Origin of the sequence: Streptomyces sp. NPDC097107 (genome assembly GCF_044762405.1) — a bacterium.
Taxonomy (GTDB): domain Bacteria; phylum Actinomycetota; class Actinomycetes; order Streptomycetales; family Streptomycetaceae; genus Streptomyces; species Streptomyces thinghirensis.
The window spans coordinates 342,970-366,613 of record NZ_JBIWEF010000006.1 but is presented as its reverse complement, the minus strand read 5'-3'; the positions used below and the strand labels follow the sequence as shown (position 1 = coordinate 366,613).

The window sequence follows — 23,644 nt, the reverse complement described above, 5'->3', positions numbered from 1 at the left end:
ACCGAATCGGCGACGACCCGCGTACGACGAGGTGGGGGCACAGCAACGCCATGGCACAGGGCACGGTCCAGGTGACGCACACCGGTACCTCGCGGTGGCGGCGCCGCACAGGTGAGTACGCATCGCTCGCCGCCGCCCTGGAGGCCGCGGCCGACGGTGACGTCCTCACCGTCGCCCCCGGGACCTACCGGGAGAACCTCGTCGTCCAGCGGGCGGTGACCCTGCGCGGGCCCGAGGGAGCCCAGGGTTCGGTACGGATCGCGCCGGTCGACGGCGTACCGCTGACCGTGCGCGCTTCGGCGGTGATCCAGGATCTGCACGTGGAGGGCCAGGACGCGGCGGCGCCCGCGGTGCTCGTGGAGGAGGGCACGCCGGAGCTGCTCGACCTGCGGGTGGTCACGCGCTCCGCGTCCGGGATAGAGGTGCGCGGCAGCGCGCGGCCGACGGTGCGGCGTTGCACCGTCGACAACCCGGCCGGTGTCGGCATCGCCGTTCTCGACGGCGGGGGCGGCGTGTTCGAGGAGTGCGAGGTCGTCTCGGCAGGTCAGGCGGGCGTCGCGGTGCGCTCCGGCGCGCAACCCCGGCTGGAGCGCTGCCGGGTCCACCACGCCGCCGGTTCCGGCCTGACGGCCATGGGTGAGGGGTCCTCGCTGGAGGCCGTGGGCTGCGAGGTCTACGAGGTGCGGGGCAGCGGCGTGCAGGTCACCGGCCGGGCCACCGCGCACCTGACCGACTGCGACGTGCACCGCACCACCGGCGACGGCGTCACGCTCGACACGGACGCGGTGCTCACGCTCGCCGACTGCCGTATCCACGACATCCCGGAGAACGCGGTCGACCTGCGCTCCCGCTCCGTGCTCACCCTGACCCGCACCACCGTGCGGCAGTTCGGCCGCAACGGCCTGTCGGTGTGGGACCCCGGTACGCGGGTGGACGCCAACCAGTGCGAGATCTTCGACAGCACCGGCGACTATCCGGCGGTCTGGATCAGCGACGGCGCCACCGCGGTGCTCGACTCCTGCCGGGTGCACGACGTGCCGGACGCGCTGTTCGTCCTGGACCGCGGTTCGCGCGCGGACGTCGTCGACAGCGACCTGTCCCAGGTCCGCAACACGGCTGTCTCGGTGAGCGACGGTGCCACCGCGCAGCTCGACGACTGCCGCATCCGGGACGCGGCCACGGGCGCCTGGTTCCGCGACCACGGCAGCGGCGGCACCCTGAACAACTGCACCCTGGTCGGCAACCGCACCGGCGTGATCGTCACCAAGGGCGCCGACCCCACCATCGAGCGCTGCACGGTCGACTCCCCCTCGGAGGCAGGCGTCTACGTGTCGGCCGGCGGCCGCGGCAGCTTCCTCAACTGCCGGGTGACCGGCAGCGCCGGCTACGGCTTCCACGTGATCGACGGCTGTCGTACGACGCTGCGGAAATGCCGTACGGAGCGGTGCGCGCGCGGCGGGTACGAGTTCGCAGACGGTGGCCCGGACACGGCGTACGACTCCGGTCCGCTCGTCGAGGACTGCACCAGCGACGAGAGCGGCGGTCTGACGCCGCCCTCCGCTCCGGAGCCCGTCGTGCAGACGGTGAGTCAGTCCCCCGGCCTGCTGGGCTCGATCCCCGGGCAGCGCAGCACCGAGCAGGAGCCCCTGATCGCGGGCGCCGCGCCGCAGGAACCGGCCCGCACGTCCAAGGCCGTCCTCGGCGAACTCGACGCGCTGGTGGGCCTGGACAGCGTCAAGCGCGAGGTCCGGGCACTGACCGACATGATCGAGGTGGGCCGGCGCCGGCAGCAGGCGGGCCTGAAGGCCGCGTCGGTCAAACGCCATCTGGTCTTCACCGGCTCTCCCGGCACCGGCAAGACGACGGTCGCCCGGCTGTACGGCGAGATCCTCGCCTCCCTCGGCGTACTGGACAAGGGCCACCTGGTCGAGGTGTCCCGGGTCGACCTGGTCGGCGAGCACATCGGCTCCACGGCGATCCGCACCCAGGAGGCGTTCCAGCGGGCGCACGGCGGCGTGCTGTTCATCGACGAGGCGTACGCGCTTTCCCCCGAGGACGCGGGCCGCGACTTCGGCAAGGAGGCCATCGACACGCTGGTGAAGCTGATGGAGGACCAGCGGGACTCGGTCGTGGTGATCGTCGCGGGGTACACGGCGGAGATGGAGCGCTTCCTGTCCGTCAACCCCGGGGTCGCCTCCCGCTTCTCACGGACCATCACCTTCGGCGACTACGCGCCCGAAGAACTGCTGCGGATCGTGGAGCAGCAGGCCGACGAGCACGAGTACCGGCTCGCGCCGGGCGCGGCCGAGGCGCTGACGAAGTACTTCACGGCGATCCCCAAGGGCCCGGCCTTCGGCAACGGCCGTACCGCCCGACAGACGTTCGAGGCGATGGTGGAACGGCACGCGAGCCGGGTCGCCCAGGTCTCCGACCCCAGCACGGACGACCTGACCCTGCTGTACGCCGAGGATCTGCCGGACCTGACGTAGCGAGACCCGCCGGGGCTGCGCGGACGCCCCGGCGGGTGCGGCCCCGGATTCCCCGGCAGTCCCGGATCCCCTGGAACTTGTCGTTTGGATCAGGTCGGCTGAGAGAGACTGCGCCTCCGGCCCACCCGAGCGGGGCGTGGCGCGTGCGGCTGCAAGGCGTAGGAGGGCGACGGGGCGGAGCCCCGGCAACCGACGACAACGCCGCAGATGCGCGTGCCACGCCCCGCGACGCCGGCAGGATCCGAACGACAGGCCCTAGCAGTCCTCGGGTCCGCCGTCCGCCGCCGGGACGGGCGCCGGTGGGTCGGTGTGGCGCGGCGCCGGTACCTCCGGGCGCAGTCGGGCCAGCAGACGCTGCCGCTCCTCGGCGAAGGCGGGGTCGGCCTGGTAGTCGGAGTGGCCGAGGAGCGGTGCGGGCAGCGGATGGAGTTCGGTGCGGCCGTAGGTGAGCGGGTCCTTGAGGGGAGCGCGGTCGACCGCCGGGCCCGAGTCGCCGGGCAGCCGCATCGGACCGCCGATGGGGTCGGTGCGCCGGTAGAGGTTGCGCCAGCAGTCGACCTCCTCGTGCAGCGAGCCGAGCTCGTCCGGTCCGAAGTGGGCCGGGAACCAGCGGCCGTACAGCCGCTCCAGCGGGGAGCCGTAGGTGAGCAGGGCGACCCGTTTGCGGGCCGACGGTTCCAGCTGCCAGGCCGCCGCCGCGGCGAGGACGCTGCCCTGCGAGTGCCCGGAGATGACCAGCCGCCCGCCGGTGGCCCGGGTCCAGGTCGCCATGCGCCAGGTCAGGTCGGGTACCGCGCGCTCGGCGTAGCAGGGCGGTGCGAAGGGGTGGGCGGCGCGCGGCCAGAAGGTTCCGACGTCCCACAGGATGCCGATGGTGCGCCGCGCGGAGGCGTCCTTGTAGGCGCGCCTGCCCCAGGTGACGAACAGTATGAAGCCGAGGCCGATGAGCCAGGAGCCCAGGGCCTGCGCGGTCTGCGCGGCGCCGTGCACGACGGCGTACGTCCCGCGCGCGGCGTCGCCGGGCACCTGGTCGGTGGTCAGGGCGCCCACCAGGGCTCCGGCGCCCAGCAGCAGGGTGGCGGCGGAGGTGATGGCGACGAGGAGGGGTGCCCGGTCGGTGAGGCCGGCCAGGGCGCGGGAGAGCGCGATGCGCCGGGTGCGGCCCGGGTCCCCGGCCTCCCCGGGGTGGTCGCCCTCCACGGCGTCCCGTTCGGCGCGGGCGAGGCGCCAGGTGTGCCGGGCGAGCGCGGCGCAGAGCAGCAGGACGACGACGAGCAGCGGCGGGATGACGGACGCCTGCCAGGTCAGCAGGACGGGCGGGCCGTCGATGGAGGTCCCGGTGCCGTCCAGCCAGTCCGACACCCGCTGGGCGACACCGCCGGACATGACGCCGCCCAGCGCGCAGGCCAGCATGGCGACGGCGGGGCCGCCGAGGCCGCGGATCGCGGCGCGGGCGTCGGGAAAGCCGCGGTGGAGGATGTGGGCGACCACGGCGAGGGCGATGACCAGCAGGCCCTGCACCAGGGCGATGCCGCCGAAGGTCATGTCCCCCGGCAGCCGGCCGGCCGACGTCCACTCCGGGCGGGCCCAGCCGCCGTACAGCAGGGCGAGGACGAACAGGACGAGGGCGGCGAGCGGCAGGCGTCGTACGAGGTGCTCGTCGAGTGTCCGGTCGAGGCGGTTCTCGCTGCGCCCCCGGCGGCAGACCACCGCGACCACGGCGACCGCCCCGGCGACCAGCGCCGCCACCAGGACCCAGCCCAGCGCGTCGAGCGGCGCCGGTCCGCCCGGCCGGCGGTCGAAGCGGGCCGCCGGCGCGCCGACCGCCGCGGCGACCGTCAGCAGCGCGGCGGCGGTGTGCGCCGCGCGCAGCCGGGCCACCAGGCGGCGCCCGTACCAGAACCCGGGCCGGCCGAGGGCGGTGCGGGCGGGGTCCTCCCCGGGGTCGGTCTCACGGTCCATCGGCTGCTGGGACTCGTACGCCCGCCAGGTGCGCAGCGACAGGTACCACAGCAGGCCGGTGAGCGCGGCGGGCACCGCGGCCGCGAGGGCGAGCCTGCGGCCGGGCGTGCTCCACCAGCCGCCGTCCGACATCACCGGCGACAGGAAGCCCAGCCAGGAGTGGCGCTCGGCGCACGCGCGCGTACCCGCGCACTGCCAGGCGACGAGGTCGAGGGCGACCTCGCAGGCCCCGGCGATCAGCAGTACCGTCAGCGTCAGCCCCGCCAGCCGCACCAGCAGCCCGTACAGGCGGACCGTCCGGGTCCGGCCGTGCGCGGTGGGCCGCATCCAGTGGGCGAGGTTGACCACCATGAACGGCAGGAGCAGCAGCCACAGGGCGCGGGTGCCGTTGCCGGAGGTGAGGTTGCACCAGACGTAGGCCTCGGGCACCGGTCGGCCCCGGTAGTCCTCGGGCCGGGACTCGGCGTCGGCGTCCTCGGTGCGCCGGAAGACGGCCGCGATGTGGTCGCCGGTGATCCGCACGGTCCGCGGGTCGTCCAGCATCTCGGCGGGTGTCGTGCCGCCCACTCCGTGGACCAGGAGTTCCAGGGCGGTGCCCGTCCTCCCGTCCGTCCCGTCTGTCGCGTCGCGTGGTCCGGGGGCGTCCTGTCCGCCCGTCCCGGCCCGTTCCTGTGCCTGTTCCACTGTCCCGCACTCCCCCGTGACGCGCCGCCGGCTCTGTCCGTGCGGGCACAAGGATCTCCGCTGAGCGGGCGGCGCACACCCCTCGGCACGGAATCTCCCCGAACCGTGTGACAGGTGGCACCGGGACGGGCGGAAGTGGCATGTGCGCGACGGGCGGGCGGTGGCGCGGCCGGTGGCGGGGCGTGCGAGGATGGGACGTCCACGCACCGGAGCGGGGGAACTCCTCGTCGTAGCAGGTGCGCCGGGCTTGTCGGGCGGTTTCGCGGCGAAAGGACCGAAGCGTACGTGAGTGAGAATCCGAACCTCCTCGCGGAGCAGCGGCGCGCCCTCATCCTCGACGAGGTGCGCCGCCGGGGCGGGGTCCGGGTCAACGAGCTGACCCGCAGGCTCGGCGTGTCGGACATGACGGTCCGCCGCGACCTCGACGCGCTGGCCCGGCAGGGCGTACTGGAGAAGGTGCACGGCGGCGCGGTCCCGGTGGTCGAGGCGAGCACGCACGAGCCGGGGTTCGAGGCGAAGTCGGGTCTGGAGCCGACCGCCAAGGAGGACATCGCACGGGCCGCGGCGGAACTGGTCGCGCCGGGCGCGGCGATCGCCCTGTCGGGCGGTACGACCACGTACGCGCTGGCGCACCGGCTGCTGGACGTACCGGACCTGACGGTGGTCACCAACTCGGTGCGGGTGGCCGACGTGTTCCACGTGGCGCAGCGGACCTCGGGCGCGCGGCAGGGCGCGGCCGCGGTGGTGCTCACGGGTGGTGTGCGCACCCCCTCCGACTCGCTGGTGGGCCCGGTCGCCGACCAGGCGATCGCGACGCTCCACTTCGACGTGCTGTTCCTCGGCGTGCACGGGATATCGGCCGAGGCCGGCCTGTCGACGCCGAACCTCGCGGAGGCCGAGACCAACCGGCGGCTGGTCCAGTCGGCGCGGCGTGTCGTGGTGGTCGCCGACCACACCAAGTGGGGTGTGGTGGGCTTGAGTTCCTTCGCGGCACTGGAGCAGGTGGACACGCTGGTGACCGACGCCGGCCTGCCGGCGGACGCCCGCGCGGAGATCTCGGAGCACCTGGGGCTGGTCGTGGCGGGCGAGCCGGAGACGGCCGACTGACCCCGGCGCACACCGGCGCGCGTCCCTGGCACCGCTGACACCCGGCGTACCTCCGGCTATCGTGGCGCCTCCTGGCCGATCGTCCGCATCCGCGGCTGCGCCCAAGGGGGTTGCGACCATGGCTCGCCGTCTGCGCCCGGTGGGTCTCGACTTCGTCGAGACGGCTCCGGTACGCCTGGTCTTCGCACGGGAGATCTCCGCCGCCCCGGACGTGGTGTTCCGCGCGCTGGCCGAGGACGTTCCGGGCTGGACCGCTTGGTTCTCGGCGGTGACGTTCGCCCGGCCCATCGGTGGGGGCGCGGGTCGCGAGATCCGGCTCAAGGGCGGTAGGCGCTTCGTGGAGACGGTGCTGGCCGCCGAGCTGCCCGAGGTGTACGCCTATCGCGTCGACGTCACCAACGCACCCGGCGCCCGGGCCATGGCCGAGGAGTGGCGGCTGGCGCCGGCCGGGACGGGCACCCGCGTGCAGTGGACGTTCGCCGCGGACGGTACGGCGCCGTTCCGGTTCGTGCTGAACCGCGCGCGTCCGGGACTGGAGCGGGCCTTCCGGTCCGCGGTCACCTCGCTGGACCGTCGGCTCACCCGCCCGTAGCGCGCGGCCGAACCGCCCACCGCTTGCGGCCGAACCGCCCACCGCGTGCGGCCTGCGCCTCGTCCCCGGGTCAGCAGGGCCAGTTGCCCGTGTGCAGCAGGGACTCGATCGCCGCCGTGTACGGGCCGATGTCGAGGCCCTGTTCGGCGAGCCAGGTGTCCGAGTAGTACTTGTCGAGGTACCGGTCCCCCGGGTCGCACAGCAGCGTCACCACGCTGCCCCGGCGTCCCTCGGCGGCCATCTCGGCGACGATCTTCAGCGCGCTCCACAGTCCGGTGCCCGTCGAGCCGCCCGCCTTGCGGCCGATGGCCTGTTCAAGGGCGCGGACGGCCGCCACGCTCGCCGCGTCCGGCACCTTCATCATGCGGTCGATGGCGCCGGGCACGAAGCTGGGCTCCATCCGGGGCCTGCCGATGCCCTCGATCCGGGAGCCGCGGTCGCAGGCGACGTCCGGATCACCGGTGGTCCAGCCCTCGAAGAAGCAGGAGTTCTCCGGGTCGGCGACGCAGACGCGGGTGTCGTGCTGCATGTAGTGGACGTAGCGCGCGAGGGTCGCCGAGGTGCCGCCGGTGCCGGCCGTGGCGACGATCCACGCCGGTTCGGGGAACCGCTCCAGCCGCAGCTGCCGGAAGATCGACTCGGCGATGTTGTTGTTGCCGCGCCAGTCCGTGGCGCGTTCGGCGTAGGTGAACTGGTCCATGTAGTGGCCGCCGGTCTCGGCCGCGAGGCGTGCGGACTCCTCGTACATCCGGCGGGAGTCGTCCACGAAGTGGCAGCGTCCGCCGTGGAACTCGATCAGGCGGATCTTCTCGGCGCTGGTCGTGCGCGGCATGACGGCGATGAACGGGACGCCGATCAGCATCGCGAAGTACGCCTCGGACACGGCCGTCGAGCCGCTGGATGCCTCGATCACCGGGCGGTCCGGCCGGATCCAGCCGTTGCACAGGCCGTAGAGGAAGAGTGAGCGGGCGAGGCGGTGTTTGAGGCTGCCGGTGGGGTGGGTGGACTCGTCCTTCAGGTACAGGTCGATGCCCCACCGCTCGGGCAGCGGGAAGAGGAGCAGGTGGGTGTCGGCCGAGCGGTTGGCGTCGGCCTGGACCTTGCGCACGGCTTCTTTCAGCCAAGCGCGGTAGGCGGTGTCGCTGTGGTCGACGTCGAGAGTGGCGCCGGTGCGGGTCTGCTGGGGGGTGCTCACGACGGGGCTCCTTAAGGCTGCGCGCCGACGGCGCGTCGCGCGGCCGACGCCTCGATCATAAGCATCCTCCGTACGCTTCTCACCTGCATAAACACACCTTTGGGAAGTCCAAAGACTCCCCTGGGGCCCGATCCCCGGCCCGGTGGGGGCGCATTCGCGCGAGTGCTCCGGTCGCCACCGGAAAGGAGCGGGGTGTACTGGTGCTCGGCGCGTGGTGCGGGCAGACTGCCAGCGGGCGGGACCGGGTTCCCGCCGCGGGCGCACACTGGAGCACGACACGAGCCGGCCGGTACCGGGCCCAGCGAGGTGCACGGTCCGGCAACCGACGCGCACGAGGGGGCGACGGCATGGCGGAGCCGGAGTTCAGGGCCACGGGGGTGCGGATCGGCAAGCGACTGCGGTCACTCACCCGGGCCGGAACGGTCCGGATCAGCGGTGGCCGCGTGGAGTTGCTCACCAGCTACGGCAGTGAGATCGACAGTGCTCCGGTGCAGGCGGTACGCGCCTCCAGGCCCTGGTTCGCCCCGGAGGACCGGGCCCTCGCCGACCTCGACGGCAAGCGGTACCTGCTGACGCTCGGCGAGCGCGACCCCGCGCCGGGCGAGCCGGGCCCGCCCGCGGCTCGCCATTTCATCGAGGCGGTGCGCAGGGCGGCCGGGCACCGCGGTTGAGATGTCCGTAAGTTGCGGTGCCTCACCCCTTGCGTCACGCTGGTCTCACGTCACTCTGGGTTTACCGGCGATAACGCTGCGAACCAGCCCGCCGGCCATGACAGCAGGCGGCGATGCGCCGCGTGCGCCCTGCTGGATCCGAACTCCGTGTTCTTCCGGACCTCTATGTCGGGGAGTCGCAGCCGTGATCAGTCACCCAAGCAGACACTGCACGGTGGAGCTCCAAGCCCTGCCGTCGCGGATCGGCCAGGTCCGCAGAATCGTATCTGCGCAATTGCGCTACTGGCATATGGATTCCCTGATCGACCGGGCCGCGCTCGGCGTGACGGAGTTGCTGACCAACGTCCACCTGCATGCCCGGCCCGACAAGACGTGCACCGTGGAGATAGAGCTGCTCCTTGACCGGCTCACGGTCTCCGTGCGCGACCACGACCCGCGTCTGCCCGTGGTGGACGACGCCGAGCCGCTCGCGACCTGCGGACGCGGGCTCTCGATGGTGGCCGCGATGAGCGAGAGCTGGGGCGCCCGGCCGGACGGCGAGTCCGGCAAGGTCGTCTGGTTCACGCTCCCGACGGCCGTCATCGCCGCACCGGTCACCGCGTCACCCGTCTCCGCGCGCCCGCCGCGACGCCTGGTCGAGGAGGTGCCGGCCGCCGCGTTCGCGGAGGCCGAGCACGCGGGCGACCTGGGCAGACCCCAACCCGCTCCCGCCCGGTCGGCCGTTGCCGGCTGACCGGGCGGTGACCCTTCGATGCCGCGGGCCGTGCGGCCGGCTATCGGCCTCGCCTGCCGAGCGGTCCGGCGCCGGTTGCCGGACGGGCCGGACGGGCCGGACGGGCCGGACGGGCCGGACGGGCCGGACGGGCCGGACGGGCCGGTGACACCTACCGGGCTTCCTCGCCCGCCAGTTGGGCGGTCGACGGTGGTCACCGCCCGACGGATGTGCCCGGCGCCGGGTACGGCTGTCGCCGGCTCGGGGCCATGCTGAGACTCGGTATCCCCGTCATCGGCGTCACGGACGTGCCCCGCGCGGTGGCGTTCTGGACGGCTGCTCTGAACCTGGTCGCCACCGAGGAGTGGAAGAGCGAGACATGGCGCACGCTCGACCACGCCGACGGCTCGGGCCGGCCCTCGGCCTGCCGCGCAGCGAGTCACCGGCCGAGCCGCGGCCCCGTCTCCACCTCGACCTGTCCACGGACACGGCGGAGGAGCAGCGGGCGGAGGTGCGGCGGCTGACCGGTCTCGGCGCGCGGACCGTCGACTGGGACCTCTATCCGCCCGAGCCCGACTTCGTCGTCCTCGCCGACCCGGACGGCAGCATCTTCTGCGTCATCGACCTCAGCCACGCGCCGAGCGGCGGCAACCGGCCGACGTCCTGACCCGGCGGGCCCGAACCGGGGCCTCACTCAGGCCAACGCCCCCAGCGGGTCGTCCAGGACCGGCTGCCAGGCCAACTCGGCCGCGCCGACCAGGCTGTTGTGGTCCAGGCTGCACGGCAGGATCGGCACGCCTCCGCTCTGGCCCCACAGGCTGCGGTCGGCGACGACCGCGCGCAGGCGCTCGGGGTCGGCGTCCAGGAGCGCGCGGTGGAGTCCGCCGAGGATGATGCGGTCCGGGTTGAGGATGTTGACCAGGCCGGCGAGGCCCAGGCCCAGCCGGTCGATGAGGGTCTGGATCGCGGCGCGGACGGCCGGGTCGGTGTGGTGGCCGCGGATCAGGTCGATGGACCGCTGGAGCAGGGACACCTCGGGTCCGGGTTCGCGGCCGGCCGCGGTGAGGAAGGCCAGCGGGTCGGTCTCCACGTCCAGGCAGCCGTGGCCGCCGCAGTGGCAGGGCCGGCCCTCGGGGTTGACCGTGAGATGGCCGACCTCCAGGGCGAGACCCGAACTGCCCATGTGCAGCCGGCCGTCGAGAACCAGGGCGCCGCCGACCCCGCGGTGGCCGGTGGCCACGCACAGCAGGTCCCGGGCTCCGCGCCCGGCCCCGTGGCGGTGCTCGGCGAGGGCTGCGAGGTTGACGTCGTTCGCGGCGAACGCGGGCCCTTCGACACCGGCGGCGCGCACCTGCTCCGCGAAGATCCGCCGCACGGGCGCGCCCGCGGGCCAGGCCAGGTGGAGCGGGTTCAGCGCCAGGCCCTCCGGTTCCGCCACGGCGGACGGTACGGCGAGTCCCGCGCCGACGCAGCGGCGCCCGGTCTCCCGGAGGAGTTCCGCGCCCGCCTCGACGACGGAGCCGAGCACCTTCGCCGGATCGGCGTCGACGACCTCGCAGCCGGGCGCGGTGGCGACGATACGGCCGCCGAGGCCGACCAGGGCGGCACGGAATCCGTCGGCGTGGACCTGGGCGGCCAGCGCGACGGGCCCGTCCTCGCAGACCGCGAGGCGGTGCGAGGGGCGGCCCTGCGAACCGGCCGCGGCGCCGGGCCGGGCGTCCACGCGGATCAGGCCGAGCGCCTCCAGTTCGGCGGCGACCGCGCCGGCCGTGGCCCGGGTCACGCCGAGCTCCGCGGTGAGGACGGCCCTGGTGGGGGCGCGTCCGGTGTGCACGAGCTCCAACGCGGGTCCGAGCGCACCGCGCCCCCGGTCCAGCCGCGTCCTCGAGGTGGTCCCTTCCCCCGCCGTCCGGGGGTCCGCCTTGCCGCTCATGAGGGGGAGTCTCCCATGATCCGCGGGGCCGGGGGGCCTAGCTGGAGGCCGCTGACCCTCAGCGTGATGTTCAGCCGTCCGGTGAGCCCCAACTCGGGCGGTGCGGTGCCCGCGTGCACCCGGGGCACCCCGTGGTGGGAGAGCCGGGACGGTCCGCCGAAGACGAACAGGTCGCCGCTGCGCAGCTCGACGTCGGTGTAGGGGCGGGCGCGGGTTGCGGGATTGCCGAAGCGGAAGACGCAGGTGTCACCGAGGCTCAGGGACACCACGGGCGCGTCGGACTTCTCGTCGGCGTCGCGGTGCATGCCCATCCGGGCCTCGGAGTCGTAGAAGTTGATCAGTGCGATGTCGTACGGCGTCTCCGCCACCGCGTCGGTGCCGAGCGCGTCGGTCACCGCCCGGCGGGCCAGGTCCGCGAGCCATGCCGGGAAGGGCCTCACCGGCGCGCCGTCGCCGTCGACGACGGTGCGGGCGTAGCCGTACGGGTACCAGTGCCACCCGAGGCAGACCTGCCTCGCGGTCATGGTGCCGCCGCCGGGAGTGCGGACCGTGCGCAGTCCGGCCGGTGGGCGGGCCCACCCGCGGCAGGCGTGCAGCAGCTCACGCTGCCGCCCGGTGTCCAGCCAGTCCGGCACGTGGACGGCGCCGGGCGCGATCTCGGTGAAGGCCCTGGGGAACAGCTCGGCGTCCATGCCCCCATCCTGCCCGCAGCCCCCTTCACTCCGCCCGGCACGGCCTGAGCTGCGGCTCGGCTAGCCTGGACGCACGATGAACGACCGCAGCGACCGTATGACGACTCCATGGGGCGGGCATGTGCCGGCCCGCTTCCCCGAGGACCCGCGCGACCGGCTCCGGGCCTGGGACGCCTCCGACGAGTATCTGCTCGGGCACCTCGCGGAGCAGGACGTGCCGCTGTCCGGCACGGTCGTGGTCCTCGGCGACCGCTGGGGAGCGCTCGTGACGGCGCTGGCGGCGCACCGGCCGGTGCAGATCACCGACTCGTACCTCACGCGGGAGGCGACGCGTGCCAACCTGGAGCGGGCCGGCGTCGAGCCGGGTTCCGTGCGCCTGCTGACCACGCAGGACCCGCCGCCAAACCGTGTCGACGTGCTGCTGGTGCGGGTGCCGAAGAGTCTGGCGCTGCTGGAGGACCAGTTGCTGCGGCTGGCGCCCGCCCTGCACGAGGGCTCGGTCGTCGTCGGCACCGGGATGGTCAAGGAGATCCACACCTCGACGCTGAGGCTGTTCGAGCGCATCGTCGGACCGACCCGGACTTCGCTGGCCGAGAAGAAGGCACGGCTCATCTTCGCCACGCCCGACCCCTCGCTGAAGCGGCCCGCCAATCCCTGGCCCCTCACCTACCGGCTCCCCGACGGCGTCGGGCCGCCGTCGGGCCGGCCCGTGGTCAACCACGCCGGTGTCTTCTGTGCCGACCGGCTCGACATCGGCACCCGGTTCTTCCTTCAGCACCTGCCGGACGCCGGCGGCGCCCGCCGGGTGGTGGACCTCGGCTGTGGCAACGGTGTGGTCGGTACGGCGGTGGCGCTGGCCGACCCGGCGGCGGAGGTGCTGTTCACCGACGAGTCCTTCCAGGCCGTGGCCTCGGCGGAGGCGACGTACCAGGCGAACGGGGCGGCGGGACAGGCCGAGTTCCGGGTCGGTGACGGGCTGGCCGGGGTGCCGGACGACAGCGTTGACCTGGTGCTCAACAACCCGCCCTTCCACTCCCACCAGGCGACGACCGACGCCACGGCGTGGCGGATGTTCACCGGGGCGCGGCGGGTGCTGCGCCCCGGCGGCGAACTGTGGGTGGTCGGCAACCGGCACCTGGGCTACCACGTGAAGCTGCGGCGCCTGTTCGGCAACAGCCACCTGGTGGCGAGCGACCGGAAGTTCGTGGTGCTGAAGGCCGTCAGGAAGTAGTCCGTTGACGGTCAGGGACTGGTCCGTTGACGGTCAGGCAGTGGCCCAGTGACGGTCAGGCAGTGGCCCAGTGACGGTCAGGCAGTGGCCCAGTGACGGTCAGGCAGTGGCCCAGTGACGGTCAGGCAGTGGTCCAGTGACGGTCAGGGAGTGGTCCGGGCGACCACCTGGATGATCGTCGCCACCGTCCGCGCCATGGCTTGCCTTCCCACCGTGAGGTAGCCGCGCGAGTCGACCGCTTCGGGGCGGGCGGCGAGGTACTCCCTGATCGCGCCGGTCATGGCGATGTTGAGCGCGGTGCCGACGTTGACCTTGGAGATGCCGCCCGCGACCGCCGCGGCGAGTTCGCCGTCCGGGACTCCGGAGGAGCCGTGCAGGACGAGCGGCACGTCCAGCGCGCCCGACAGTTCCTTGAGCAGGTCGTGGTCGAGGGCGGCGGTGCGTGTGGTCATGGCGTGGGAGCTGCCGACGGCGACGGCCAGGGCGTCCACGCCGGAGTCGGCGACGTAGGCGCGTGCCTCGGCGGGGTCGGTTCGGGCTCCGGGCGCGTGGGCGTCGAGCGGCGGTGCGCCGTTCTTGCCGCCCACCTCGCCCAGTTCCGCCTCGATCCAGAGGCCCTGGGCGTGCGCCCAGTCGGCGGCGGCCCGGGTCGCCGCGAGGTTCTCCGCGTACGGCAGCCGGGAGGCGTCGTACATCACCGAACTGAACCCGGCGTCCGGGGCCTGGCGCAGCAGGCTGTCGTTCTGGACATGGTCGAGGTGCAGGGCGACGGGCACGGCGGCGCCCTCGGCGGCGGCGACGGCCGCACGGGCCAGCGGCAGCAGGCGGCCGTATCGGTACTTCACGGCGTTCTCGCTGACCTGGAGGACGACTGGCATGTGCACGGACTCGGCGCCCGCGACGACTGCCTCGATGTGTTCCAGGGTGATGACGTTGAAGGCGGCTACGGCGGAGCGCCCGGGCGCGGCGCGGCCGACCAGGTCGCCGGTGGTGGCGAGGGGCACGGTCTCTCCCTTCCCGCACGTCGGAGCGCGGGTGTCGGGGGTCGGTGTCGGGGGTCGGTGTCGGGGCGGGGTCAGGAGGAGGGCGCCCATAGGCGGGCGTCAGGGGGCGAGGATCACCGAGCGGGTGAGATGGCGGGGCCGGTCCGGGTCGAGGCCGCGGGCGGCGGCGACGGCGACGGCGAGGCGCTGGGCGCGGACCAGTTCGGCGAGCGGGTCGAGGCCTCCGGGCACCCACAGGGCGCCGGTGTCGCGGACCTGGTCGGCCAGTCCCTCCGGGGCCTCGCCGAACATCCAGGTCGCCGTGGAGTCGGTGCTGATGCTGATGGGGCCGTGTCGGTACTCCATGGCCGGGTATGCCTCGGTCCAGGACAGGGAGGCCTCACGCATCTTCAGGCCCGCCTCGTTGGCCAGTCCGACGGTCCAGCCCCGGCCCAGGAAGGTGAACTGGTTGCACTCGACGAGCCCTTCGGGCAGTTCGGCCGCGAGCGCGGTGCGCGCGTCGGCGACGACGGCCTCCGTGTGCAGGCCCAGGTGGGCGCGGAGCAGGGTGAGGGCGGTCGTCGCGAACCGGGTCTGCACGACCGACCGTTCGTCGGCGAAGTCGAGGACCACCACGTCGTCGGCGGCCGCCATGACCGGAGTCTCCGGGTCGGCGGTGAGCGCGACGGTGCGGGCGCGGCCCTTCAATTCCGTGAGCAGTTCCAGTACTTCGGTGGTGGTGCCGGAACGGGTGAGGGCGACGACACGGTCGTACGCCCGGCCACGCGGGAACTCGGAGGCGGCGAACGCGTCCGTCTCGCCCTGGCCCGCGCCCTCACGCAGCGCCGCCGCCGACTGGGCCATGAAGTACGAGGTGCCGCATCCGACGATCGCCACCCGCTCCCCCGGCGCCGGAAGCGCCGCCGTGTGCCGTGCCGCCTGCGCGGCGGCGCGCGTCCAGCACTCGGGCTGGCTGTTGAGCTCGTCCTCGACATACGTCATGCGCACACTCCCCGATCGCTCCATTACTCCTGCACTCTGATTGTTCCTGCAAGATATAGCTAGCTTTCGAGCACAATCAAGCAATCTGAGAAGAGCACGGTGCGCTAGGGTCGGCGGGAGATCGAGGAACGGAGGCGCGGATGTCGCGCGACGCCCGCTGGAAGGCGCTGCTGGAGCTGCTCGTCGAGCGCGGCCGGCTGGACGTCGAGGAGGCGGCGACCGAGCTGGAGGTCTCGGCCGCGACGATCCGCCGTGACTTCGACCGGCTCGCCGAGCAGCAGATGCTGGTGCGCACGCGCGGTGGCGCGGTCGTCCACGGGGTCTCGTACGAACTGCCGTTGCGCTACAAGACGGCCCGCCGGGCCTCGGAGAAGCAGCGCGTCGCGCAGGCGGTCGCCGCCCTGGTGGCACCCGGCGAGGCGGTCGGACTGACCGGGGGCACGACCACCACCGAGGTGGCGCGCGCCCTGGCCGTGCGCGCCGACCTGGCCTCCGGCACCCCCGCGCTGACCGTGGTCACCAACGCGCTCAACATCGCGAACGAGCTGGCCGTCCGGCCGCAGTTCAAGATCGTGGTGACCGGCGGCGTTGCCCGGGCGCAGTCGTACGAGCTGATCGGGCCCCTCGCTGACGGGGTGCTGGGTCAGGTGACCCTCGACGTGGCGGTGCTGGGCGTCGTCGCCTTCGACGTCGCGCACGGCGCCGCGGCCCACGACGAGGCGGAGGCCGCGATCAACCGGCTGCTGTGCGAGCGCGCCGAGCGTGTGGTGGTGGCCGCCGACTCCAGCAAGCTGGGCAGGCGGGCGTTCGCCCGGATCTGCGCGGCCGAGTCGGTGGACACGCTGGTCACGGACGGTGCGGCCGACCCGGACCTGGTACGGCAGTTCGAGGAGGCGGGGGTTCGGGTCGTCACGGCCTAGGGCGGACCACGGCCACGGCCACGGTCGCCGTCCGCGGCCGTCAGCGCCCGTGGCCGTCGGTGTGCTCGGTCGGTACCGCCGGAGCCGTCGGAGCCGAGTCCTGCGCCGCGGGTGCCGATCCGGCCCGTACGGTGAACGCAGCGGTGCGAACCTTGCCCTGGTGCTGGAAGTCCAGGAAGAGACGGTAGGTGCCGTCGCTGGGCGCGGCGGCCGTGAAGGATATCTCCGGACCGGGCTTCGTGGTGCCGTCGCCGGGTTCGCCGTTCGGGTGGACGTGGAGGTGGGCGAGGTCGCCCGAGCGCAGGGCGACCAGGTGGCCGTAGGCACCGAGGTAGGGCTGGAGGTCGTTGACGGGCGCCCCGTCCCGGGAGACCTCCAGCTTCAGCTCACTCGCCTTGCCGGGGCGCAGGGCACGGCGCCGGGAACATCTATCTGGAGGCCGCCGCCGGAGTGACCGCCTTCATCCTCGCCGGCCGCTACTTCGAGGCCCGCTCCAAGCGCAGGGCCGGCGCCGCGCTGAAGGCCCTGCTGGAACTGGGCGCCAAGGACGTCACCGTACTGGACCCGGGCGGCAGTGAACGGACGCTTCCCACGGCGGAGTTGGCGGTGGGGGACCGCTTCCTGGTCCGCCCGGGCGAGAAGATCGCCACCGACGGCACCGTCACGGAAGGCACCTCCGCGGTCGACGCCTCCATGCTCACCGGCGAGTCGGTGCCCGTCGAGGTCGGCGTGGGCGACCCGGTCACCGGCGCCACCCTGAACGCGGGCGGCCGTCTGGTGGTCGAGGCGACGCGGGTCGGCGCGGACACACAGCCGGCCCGGATGGCGAAGCTGGTCGAGGACGCGCAGAACGGCAAGGCCCAGGCGCAGCGGCTCGCCGACCGCATCTCCGGGGTCTTCGTCCCGGTCGTCATCGCGCTGGCGCTGGCCACCCTCGGTTTCTGGGTCGGCAACGGCTCCGGGCCGACCGCCGCGTTCACGGCCGCCGTCGCCGTACTGATCATCGCCTGCCCCTGCGCCCTGGGCCTCGCCACCCCGACCGCGCTGATGGTCGGCACCGGGCGCGGCGCCCAGCTCGGCATCCTGATCAAGGGCCCCGAGGTCCTGGAGTCCACCCGCAAGGTCGACACCGTCGTCCTGGACAAGACCGGCACCGTCACCACCGGCCGCATGACCCTGCTCGCCGTTCACACCGGCGACGGCACGCGGGAGGCCGAAGTGCTGCGGCTGGCCGGTGCGTTGGAGCACGCGTCGGAGCACCCGATCACCCGGGCCGTCGCGCACGGGGGCCCTGGAGAAGCTGGGCGCGCTGCCCGCCCTCGAGGGCTTCGCAGGCGTCCCGGGGCTCGGCGTGCAGGGCATCGTCGACGGCCATGCCGTCCTCGTCGGCCGGGAGCAGCTGCTCGCCGAGTGGGCCATGACCCTTCCGGAGGACCTGGCCCGGGCCAAGGCCGAGGCGGAGACGGCCGGCCGGACCGCGATCGCCGTCGCCTGGGACGGCGAGGCGCGGGCGGTCCTGGAGGTCGCCGACGCGGTGAAGGAGACGAGCCCCGAGGCGATCGTCCGGCTGCGCGCCCTGGGTCTGACTCCGGTGCTGCTGACCGGTGACAACCGGGCCGTGGCCGCCTCCGTCGCCCGCGCGGTCGGCATCGATCCCGAGCACGTCATCGCCGAGGTCATGCCCGAGGACAAGGCCGACGTCGTCAAGCGCCTCCAGGGCGAAGGCCGTTCGGTGGCGATGGTCGGTGACGATGGTCGGTGACGGCGTCAACGACGCCGCGGCGCTCGCCCAGGCCGACCTGGGACTGGCCATGGGCACCGGCACCGACGCCGCCATCGAGGCCGGCGACCTCACCCTCGTCCGCGGCGACCTGCGCGCCGCCGCCGACGCCATCCGGCTGGCCCGCAAGACGCTGGGCACCATCAAGTCCAACCTGTTCTGGGCCTTCGCCTACAACATCGCCGCCCTGCCGCTCGCCGCGGCCGGACTGCTCAACCCGGTGATCGCCGGCGCGGCCATGGCCTTCTCCTCGGTCTTCGTCGTCGGCAACTCCCTGCGCCTGCGGTCCTTCCGCGCCGCGGGCTGACTCACCGCGACGCTGCCGAGCCGCCGAGCCGCCGAGCCGCCGAGCCGCCGAGTCGCCGAGTCGCCGAGTCGCCGACCGATCCCCTCATGGGCCGGCCGGCGGCTCACGCGCGTGCCCGACGGCTCACTGTCACACCCTCGCGGACAAGACGGCCCGGCGGCGCCCTTCGGACGAGTGGCCGTGAGGCACCCGCACGAGTGGCCGGGGACGTCCGCGCCGTCCCCCGGACGGGCCCCGCCGGCGCGCGGTGTGCCCGGAGGCGGTCCAGGCTGGTGCGGCGACGGATCACGCGCGGTGCGCCGACGGGCTCACGGCGTGCCCGGCGCCCCGCGCGTCACCCGGCCTCATCGCCCCGCGGAGCAGGAGCCCATGACCGAACCTACCAACGCCGACGGGGACGCCAGCGGACCGCTCGCGCCGGATCCGGGCCCGGCGCGTCCGCGCAGGCGGGCCCTGACCGCAGTACTCGGTGATCTCCGTGCCGTGGACGGCGCCCTGTACGCGGCGGTGGCCGCCACGTCCACGCCCACACTCGACCGGGCGCTGCGCCGGCTGTCCCACGCCGCCGACCACTCGAAGGTCTCGCTCGGGATCGCCGCCGTGCTCGCCCTGAGCGGCGCGCGGCCGCGCCGGGCGGCCCTCGTCGGGGTGGGGGCGGTCGCCGTGGCCTCGGCCTCCGCGAACGTGCTGGGCAAGCGGCTGGTGCGCAGGGCGCGGCCCGACCGGGAGGCGGCGCGGGTCACGGTGGACCGGCAGGTGCCGATGCCCGCGTCGGCGTCGTTCCCGTCCGGTCACACGGCCTCGGCGGTGGCGTTCGCCACGGCGGTCGGCGTGGTCCTCCCCGCGGCCGCCGTTCCGCTCGGCGCGCTGGCGAGCGCCGTCGGCTACTCCCGGGTCCACGTCGGCGTGCACTATCCCGGCGACGTGGCCGCGGGCGCCGTCCTGGGCATCGCCAGTGCGGCCGCCGCCCTCGCGGCAGCGGCGGCCACTCCGGTACCGGGCGTGCGTCCGGTCTGCTCGGCGGCGCCGGTGTCGTCCTGCGCGCCCGGGTAGGGGGCCGCCGAGCGGGCCGTCAGCCGAAGGCCCTCACGGCCTGGTAGTACGTCCACGCCGTGCTGTTGCAGGCGGTCTTGGTGGCACCGCCGTAGCGGGCGCAGACCCGCTTGAGGTCCTCGTAGAAGGCGCTGTCGAGGCGGGACTTGTTGGCGCTGAAAGAACCGGCGTCCTTGTAGTTGCGGTAGCCGAAGTCGTGGCGTGCGCAGGAGGTGCTGAACGGGAAGCCGAACGGGTTGTCCGGCGAGGAGGAGCAGTAGTCGGTGGTCCAGTCGAACCCGTAGGCGGCCCAGGCGGACTGGTTCGCCCGCGCAGCGGTCCAGGCGTTGTAGCTCGACGCGCTGGTCTGGGTCCAGCTCGCGAGTACCCGCGGTTTGTCGGCGGGAGCGGCTTCGGCGGTCGCGGCGGCGCCGAGGACGGCGGTCACGGCCAGGGCCGAGGTGGTGAGTCCGGTGGCGAGTCTGCGGTGCATTCCACACCTCCATGAGGCTGCGACCCGCCCGTCGGGCCGCAGGTTCATGTCAAGATGATGCGCATCTCGACCATCCCTTCACACATCCGTCGTCCTAATGGCCCATTAACTCTTCCGCCCGGCGGGAGATCGGGACGTGAACGTCCGCCGCCCCGGCCCCCTGCCGCTCAACTCCCCTGTGCGCGCCGCACGTCCACGGCCGTGAGCGCCAACGCCAGCGGTCCCGGGGCCAGGAACGCCAGCGGCAGCAGCATCCAGGCGCACAGGGCCGCCGTAACCGCCGCGAGCAGCACCAGGCCGCTGCCGCCCGTATCCCGTACGGCGTCCCCGGCGGCGGCGCGCACGGCGGCCGGCCAGTGGGTGAGCGACTCGGGGCGGGCGCAGGCGCGCAGTCCCACCAGCGCGGCGGACACGCCGATCACGGCGGCCAGTACCGCGAAGAGCCGTGCCCCCGGCAGTCCGGCGCCGGCCAGCGCCAGGTCGGCGGCGAACAGCAGCAGCCCGGCCAGGGCGACGGCGCCCGCCGCCAGGTCACCGGCCCGCGTCCGTCGCCGCAGCAGCGCGAAGTAGCGTCCGGCGGTGGCGGGCCGGTCCTCCCCCGCGCCCCGCAGGACCGCGCAGGCCGTCGACAGCGCGGCGGGCGCGGTCAGCACGGGCAGACAGGCCACGGCGGTGGCGAGGCCGACGCTCAGTACGTCGGCGAACAGGGTCGTGCGCGGGCCGAAGACATCGCCCGGCTCGCGGGTGCGTGTGCCGCTCACGCCGTTCACCCCTTCAGTCCGGAGCTGGCCATGCCCTGCACCAGAAACCGCTGGAAGGCCAGGAAGAACAGCACGATCGGCAGCAGCGCGATCACCGACATGGCGAACATCGGGCCGAAGGCCGAGGTGCTGGAGGCGTCCACGAACGACCGCAGGGCGAGGGTGAGCGTGAACTTGTCCGGATCGAACAGGTAGATGAGCTGGGTGAAGAAGTCGTTCCAGGTCCAGATGAAGGTGAAGATGGCCGTGGTGATGAGGGCCGGGCGGGTCAGCGGCAGGACGACGCTGAAGAAGCTCCGGAAGGGGCCGCAGCCGTCGATGCGGGCCGCCTCCTCCAGCTCGCGAGGCAGACCGCGCATGAACTGCACGATGAGGAAGACGAAGAACGCCTCCGTGGCGAGGAACTTGGGCAGGATCAGCGGCCAGTAGGTGTTCACCAGGCCGAGTTGGTTGAAGATGATGTACTGCGGGATCAGCACCGCGTGGTGCGGCAGCATGATCGTCGCGATCATGAAGGCGAACAGCGGGCCGCGGAAGCGGAACCTGAGTCGTGCGAAGGCGTACGCGGCGAGCGAGCAGCTGAGGACGTTGCCGAGGACGGCGCCGCCCGCGATCAGCAGTGAGTTGCCGAGCAGCCGCCACACCGACACGTCGTTCACGCCCTCCAGGGCGGTGGCGTAGTTGGACCACTCCAGGCTGCCGGGCAGCAGGTCGAGGCTCGCGATGACCTCGTCTGCGGGCTTGAACGAGGTGGCGAGCAGCCAGGCCAGCGGGTACAGCATGACCAGCAGTGCGGCCAGGCAGCCGGCGTGCAGCGCGACGCGGCGCCACTGGACGGCCTTGCCGGCGACGGTGAGCGAGGTCATCGGTCCCCCTCGGAGGCGTAGAAGACCCAGGTGCGCGAAGTGCGGAACAGCACCGCCGTGACGGCGCCGATGGCGAGCAGCAGCACCCAGGCCATGGCGGAGGCGTAGCCCATGTGGGAGGCGACGAAGCCGCGGTCGTAGAGGTAGAGGGTGTAGACGAGGGTGGAGTCGGCGGGTCCGCCCTTGCCCGCGCTGACGGCGAAGGCGGGGGTGAAGACCTGGAAGGACTGGATGGTCTGGAGTACGAGGTTGAAGAAGAGCACCGGGGACAGCATCGGGAGCGTGACGGACACGAACTGCCGCCACTTCCCGGCGCCGTCCACGGCCGCCGCCTCGTACAGCTCGGCGGGGATCTGCTGGAGGCCGGCGAGGAAGATGACCATCGGGGCGCCGAACTGCCACACCGTCAGCAGGGCCACGGCCAGCAGCGACCAGCCCGGCCGGTTCACCCAGCCGCCGGTGCCGAGCAGGTTGTCCACCGTGCCGCCGTCGTTGAAGATCGCCCGCCAGACCAGGGCGATGGACATCGAGGCACCCAGCAGCGAGGGCGCGTAGAAGGCGGAGCGGTAGAAGCCCTTGCCGCGCCTGACGGACTTCAGCGCCAGGGCGACGAGGAGGGCGAGCGCGAGTTGCAGCGGCACGGCGAGGGCGACGTAGAGCAGAGTCGTGCGGACCGAGCGCCAGTAGCGCGGGTCCTCGGTGAACATCCGCGTGTAGTTGCGCAGACCCACCCAGCGGGGCGGGTCGAAGAGGTTGTAGTCGGTGAAGGACAGGTACAGGGAGACCGCCATGGGCAGCAGCGTGAGGACGATCGCGCCGAGCACCCAGGGTGAGAGGAACACCCAGGCGGCGCCCTCGCGCCGGCGCCTGGGGCGGCGCTCGGGGGCGGTGCCGGCGGCTCGGGCCCGGCGGGTGGTGGCCGCGGGGACGTCGGTGGTGGTCATGACCTCAGCTCCGCCTTCGCCTCGGTGAGGTAGTTCTCCGCCGCCTCGCGCGGCGACATGCGTTCGTAGGAGACCTGGTCGTAGTCGCGCGCGAAGGTGGTCTGCAGGGCGTTGTCCCCCGCCGGCGGGGCCTGCGGCGGGTCTCCCAGCGAGCCCTCCAGGGAGTCCTGGAAGTCGGCGACCGCCCGGTCGAAGCCGGTCAGATGCGGCCCGGTCCGCGCGCGGACGGTCTCGTTGACCGGGATGCCGCGGGTGGCTCCGAGGATGTCCCCCGCCCCGGGGTCGTTGATCAGGAAGTCGACGAGCCGGGCCGCCTCCGCTGCGTGCGGGGTGTTGGCGGAGACGCCGAGGAACATCGAGGGCTTGAAGTACTGGCCGGGTGTGCCGTCCGCGCCGGAGGGCATCGGGGCCAGCGCGATGCCGCTCTCCACGAGCGCGGTGTAACCGCTGGCCGGGGCGTCCCAGTTGAAGTCGGAGACGGCCTTGCCGCGTCCGAGCGGGGTGTTCTCGACGGCGCCGTCGAGCTGGGTGGTCTGTTCGGCGGGCGAGACGGCGCCCTCGCGCCGCAGGATGTCGGTGAAGGTCCACCAGCGGGTCAGGTCGTCGGCCGTGAAGCCCAGACCGCCGTCCTCGGTGTAGAGGGACTTGCCCTGGCCGCGCAGCCAGACCTCGAAGGCGTCCTCGCTCTGGCCGGGGTCGCCCGCACCGGGTCTGCCGGTGCTCTCGGCCAGTGCCCGCACGGCGTCGGCCCACTCGCTCCAGGTCCAGCCCTCGCGCGGCAGCGGCACGCCGGACGCCTTCCACGCGGCGACGTCGTACACGAGCGTCTCGGTGCCGCGGCCCTGCGGTATCGCGTACTGGGCGCCGTCCACCCGGCCGGTGGCGAGCAGACCTTCCTCGATGCCGGAGGTGCGCAGAGTGTCCCGCCGCCCCGCGAGGTCGAGCAGGACTCCGCCGGAGGCGTACTGGTCGATCTGGCGGTAGTCGAGCTGCATCACGTCGGGGGCGTCGCCGCCGGCGGCCTGGGTGGCGAGCTTCTGCTTGTAGGCGTCGTAGCCGGAGAACGACGTCCGCACCCGGATGTGCGGGTGTCGTTCCTCGAACAGGGCGACGGCCCGCTCGGTGCGTTCCGCGCGGTCGGGGTTGCCCCACCACGTGTAGCGCAGCACGACCTTGCCGCCGTCGGCGGACTCTCCCGAGCCCCCGCAGCCGGCCAGCAGCGCGCACAGTGCGAGCGCCGCGGCCGACAGGCGGAATCCTCTCGTCCGGTGTCCGGGCATGCCGAGGT

19 protein-coding genes and 3 pseudogenes are annotated in these 23,644 nt (G+C 73.5%); 10 read left to right on the top strand and 12 right to left on the bottom strand.

What is annotated here, in order from left to right; translation table 11 throughout:
- Positions 1–50 precede the first annotated feature (50 nt).
- Positions 51–2,489 (top strand): right-handed parallel beta-helix repeat-containing protein, encoded by a 2,439-nt coding sequence (locus ACIQ1J_RS17175; protein ID WP_403557480.1) that lies wholly within the window; start codon positions 51–53, stop codon positions 2,487–2,489.
- A 255-nt stretch (positions 2,490–2,744) separates the two neighbouring features.
- Here ACIQ1J_RS17175 and ACIQ1J_RS17170 read toward each other — a convergent pair whose 3' ends face one another.
- Positions 2,745–5,135: a hypothetical protein gene (locus ACIQ1J_RS17170; protein ID WP_403557479.1), complete on the bottom strand. Its 2,391-nt coding sequence runs from the start codon at positions 5,133–5,135 to the stop codon at positions 2,745–2,747.
- A 285-nt stretch (positions 5,136–5,420) separates the two neighbouring features.
- On the opposite strand from ACIQ1J_RS17170, the gene ACIQ1J_RS17165 reads away from it, so the two are divergent.
- Together ACIQ1J_RS17165 and ACIQ1J_RS17160 are read left to right on the top strand one after the other, a co-directional pair.
- A complete protein-coding gene (locus ACIQ1J_RS17165) occupies positions 5,421–6,242 on the top strand; it encodes a DeoR/GlpR family DNA-binding transcription regulator (protein WP_403557478.1) in 822 nt (273 codons plus the stop codon).
- A 118-nt stretch (positions 6,243–6,360) separates the two neighbouring features.
- The gene (locus ACIQ1J_RS17160) at positions 6,361–6,834 is read left to right on the top strand and encodes an SRPBCC family protein (RefSeq protein ID WP_210959354.1); all 474 of its coding nucleotides are present in this window, start codon (positions 6,361–6,363) and stop codon (positions 6,832–6,834) included.
- A gap of 70 nt (positions 6,835–6,904) precedes the next feature.
- On the opposite strand, the gene ACIQ1J_RS17155 is transcribed toward ACIQ1J_RS17160, so the two are convergent.
- Positions 6,905–8,029 (bottom strand): PLP-dependent cysteine synthase family protein, encoded by a 1,125-nt coding sequence (locus ACIQ1J_RS17155; RefSeq protein WP_210959355.1) that lies wholly within the window; start codon positions 8,027–8,029, stop codon positions 6,905–6,907.
- 347 nt (positions 8,030–8,376) lie between these two features.
- On the opposite strand from ACIQ1J_RS17155, the gene ACIQ1J_RS17150 reads away from it, so the two are divergent.
- From ACIQ1J_RS17150 to ACIQ1J_RS17140, 3 genes and pseudogenes are all read left to right on the top strand, one after another.
- A complete protein-coding gene (locus ACIQ1J_RS17150; RefSeq protein WP_210959356.1) occupies positions 8,377–8,700 on the top strand; it encodes a hypothetical protein in 324 nt (107 codons plus the stop codon).
- Between the two features lie 184 nt (positions 8,701–8,884).
- Complete coding sequence (locus tag ACIQ1J_RS17145) at positions 8,885–9,433, top strand: ATP-binding protein (protein WP_403557477.1); 549 nt, start codon at positions 8,885–8,887, stop codon at positions 9,431–9,433.
- Positions 9,434–9,681: 248 nt separating this feature from the next.
- Positions 9,682–10,079 (top strand): annotated as a pseudogene (locus ACIQ1J_RS17140) (VOC family protein).
- Positions 10,080–10,106: 27 nt separating this feature from the next.
- Here ACIQ1J_RS17140 and ACIQ1J_RS17135 read toward each other — a convergent pair.
- Together ACIQ1J_RS17135 and ACIQ1J_RS17130 are read right to left on the bottom strand one after the other, a co-directional pair.
- A complete protein-coding gene (locus ACIQ1J_RS17135; protein ID WP_403557476.1) occupies positions 10,107–11,345 on the bottom strand; it encodes an ROK family protein in 1,239 nt (412 codons plus the stop codon).
- Entirely contained in the window at positions 11,342–12,037 is a 696-nt protein-coding gene (locus ACIQ1J_RS17130; protein ID WP_403557475.1) for an alpha-ketoglutarate-dependent dioxygenase AlkB family protein, read from the bottom strand. The genes ACIQ1J_RS17135 and ACIQ1J_RS17130 overlap by 4 nt, the downstream gene beginning before the upstream one ends.
- Before the next feature lie 97 nt (positions 12,038–12,134).
- Between ACIQ1J_RS17130 and ACIQ1J_RS17125 the strand changes: the two genes are divergently transcribed.
- Positions 12,135–13,268, top strand: a complete 1,134-nt coding sequence (locus ACIQ1J_RS17125; RefSeq protein WP_403557618.1) for a methyltransferase — start codon at positions 12,135–12,137, stop codon at positions 13,266–13,268.
- Positions 13,269–13,411: 143 nt separating this feature from the next.
- Here ACIQ1J_RS17125 and ACIQ1J_RS17120 read toward each other — a convergent pair whose 3' ends face one another.
- A complete protein-coding gene (locus ACIQ1J_RS17120) occupies positions 13,412–14,272 on the bottom strand; it encodes a ketose-bisphosphate aldolase (RefSeq protein WP_403557474.1) in 861 nt (286 codons plus the stop codon).
- Between the two features lie 99 nt (positions 14,273–14,371).
- On the bottom strand, positions 14,372–15,253 hold the full coding sequence (locus tag ACIQ1J_RS17115) for an SIS domain-containing protein (protein ID WP_403557473.1): 882 nt from the start codon (positions 15,251–15,253) through the stop codon (positions 14,372–14,374).
- Positions 15,254–15,393: 140 nt separating this feature from the next.
- Between ACIQ1J_RS17115 and ACIQ1J_RS17110 the strand changes: the two genes are divergently transcribed.
- Complete coding sequence (locus tag ACIQ1J_RS17110) at positions 15,394–16,173, top strand: DeoR/GlpR family DNA-binding transcription regulator (RefSeq protein WP_210959367.1); 780 nt, start codon at positions 15,394–15,396, stop codon at positions 16,171–16,173.
- A gap of 40 nt (positions 16,174–16,213) precedes the next feature.
- On the opposite strand, the pseudogene ACIQ1J_RS17105 reads toward ACIQ1J_RS17110, so the two are convergent.
- Positions 16,214–16,585 (bottom strand): annotated as a pseudogene (locus tag ACIQ1J_RS17105) (hypothetical protein); the annotation flags it as partial.
- Between ACIQ1J_RS17105 and ACIQ1J_RS17100 the strand changes: the two are divergent.
- Positions 16,582–18,260 (top strand): annotated as a pseudogene (locus ACIQ1J_RS17100) (heavy metal translocating P-type ATPase); the annotation flags it as partial. The pseudogenes ACIQ1J_RS17105 and ACIQ1J_RS17100 overlap by 4 nt on opposite strands.
- A 369-nt stretch (positions 18,261–18,629) precedes the next feature.
- Complete coding sequence (locus ACIQ1J_RS17095; RefSeq protein ID WP_403557472.1) at positions 18,630–19,313, top strand: phosphatase PAP2 family protein; 684 nt, start codon at positions 18,630–18,632, stop codon at positions 19,311–19,313.
- Positions 19,314–19,332: 19 nt separating this feature from the next.
- Here the strand turns inward: ACIQ1J_RS17095 and ACIQ1J_RS17090 are convergent, their stop codons facing one another.
- The 5 genes from ACIQ1J_RS17090 to ACIQ1J_RS17070 form a co-directional block, all read right to left on the bottom strand.
- Entirely contained in the window at positions 19,333–19,785 is a 453-nt protein-coding gene (locus ACIQ1J_RS17090) for a phospholipase (RefSeq protein WP_210959373.1), read from the bottom strand.
- Positions 19,786–19,952: 167 nt separating this feature from the next.
- Complete coding sequence (locus ACIQ1J_RS17085; protein ID WP_403557471.1) at positions 19,953–20,546, bottom strand: hypothetical protein; 594 nt, start codon at positions 20,544–20,546, stop codon at positions 19,953–19,955.
- Between the two features lie 5 nt (positions 20,547–20,551).
- On the bottom strand, positions 20,552–21,412 hold the full coding sequence (locus ACIQ1J_RS17080) for a carbohydrate ABC transporter permease (RefSeq protein WP_403557470.1): 861 nt from the start codon (positions 21,410–21,412) through the stop codon (positions 20,552–20,554).
- Positions 21,409–22,356 (bottom strand): carbohydrate ABC transporter permease, encoded by a 948-nt coding sequence (locus ACIQ1J_RS17075; protein WP_210959377.1) that lies wholly within the window; start codon positions 22,354–22,356, stop codon positions 21,409–21,411. The genes ACIQ1J_RS17080 and ACIQ1J_RS17075 overlap by 4 nt, the downstream gene beginning before the upstream one ends.
- Positions 22,353–23,636 carry an ABC transporter substrate-binding protein gene (locus tag ACIQ1J_RS17070; protein ID WP_403557469.1) on the bottom strand — a complete coding sequence of 428 codons (1,284 nt, stop codon included), beginning with the start codon at positions 23,634–23,636 and terminating at the stop codon, positions 22,353–22,355. The genes ACIQ1J_RS17075 and ACIQ1J_RS17070 overlap by 4 nt, the downstream gene beginning before the upstream one ends.
- Positions 23,637–23,644 lie beyond the last annotated feature (8 nt).

What these genes read in the sequence shown, in the direction of transcription:
- ACIQ1J_RS17070 (WP_403557469.1), bottom strand. Translation starts at nt 23,636, where the DNA reads ATGCCCGGACACCGGACGAGAGGATTCCGCCTGTCGGCCGCGGCGCTC.
- ACIQ1J_RS17090 (WP_210959373.1), bottom strand. Translation starts at nt 19,785, where the DNA reads ATGCACCGCAGACTCGCCACCGGACTCACCACCTCGGCCCTGGCCGTG.
- ACIQ1J_RS17110 (WP_210959367.1), top strand. Translation starts at nt 15,394, where the DNA reads ATGTCGCGCGACGCCCGCTGGAAGGCGCTGCTGGAGCTGCTCGTCGAG.
- ACIQ1J_RS17115 (WP_403557473.1), bottom strand. Translation starts at nt 15,253, where the DNA reads ATGACGTATGTCGAGGACGAGCTCAACAGCCAGCCCGAGTGCTGGACG.
- ACIQ1J_RS17175 (WP_403557480.1), top strand. Translation starts at nt 51, where the DNA reads ATGGCACAGGGCACGGTCCAGGTGACGCACACCGGTACCTCGCGGTGG.
- ACIQ1J_RS17135 (WP_403557476.1), bottom strand. Translation starts at nt 11,345, where the DNA reads ATGAGCGGCAAGGCGGACCCCCGGACGGCGGGGGAAGGGACCACCTCG.
- ACIQ1J_RS17125 (WP_403557618.1), top strand. Translation starts at nt 12,135, where the DNA reads ATGACGACTCCATGGGGCGGGCATGTGCCGGCCCGCTTCCCCGAGGAC.
- ACIQ1J_RS17150 (WP_210959356.1), top strand. Translation starts at nt 8,377, where the DNA reads ATGGCGGAGCCGGAGTTCAGGGCCACGGGGGTGCGGATCGGCAAGCGA.
- ACIQ1J_RS17095 (WP_403557472.1), top strand. Translation starts at nt 18,630, where the DNA reads ATGACCGAACCTACCAACGCCGACGGGGACGCCAGCGGACCGCTCGCG.
- ACIQ1J_RS17080 (WP_403557470.1), bottom strand. Translation starts at nt 21,412, where the DNA reads ATGACCTCGCTCACCGTCGCCGGCAAGGCCGTCCAGTGGCGCCGCGTC.
- ACIQ1J_RS17075 (WP_210959377.1), bottom strand. Translation starts at nt 22,356, where the DNA reads ATGACCACCACCGACGTCCCCGCGGCCACCACCCGCCGGGCCCGAGCC.
- ACIQ1J_RS17130 (WP_403557475.1), bottom strand. Translation starts at nt 12,037, where the DNA reads ATGGACGCCGAGCTGTTCCCCAGGGCCTTCACCGAGATCGCGCCCGGC.
- ACIQ1J_RS17160 (WP_210959354.1), top strand. Translation starts at nt 6,361, where the DNA reads ATGGCTCGCCGTCTGCGCCCGGTGGGTCTCGACTTCGTCGAGACGGCT.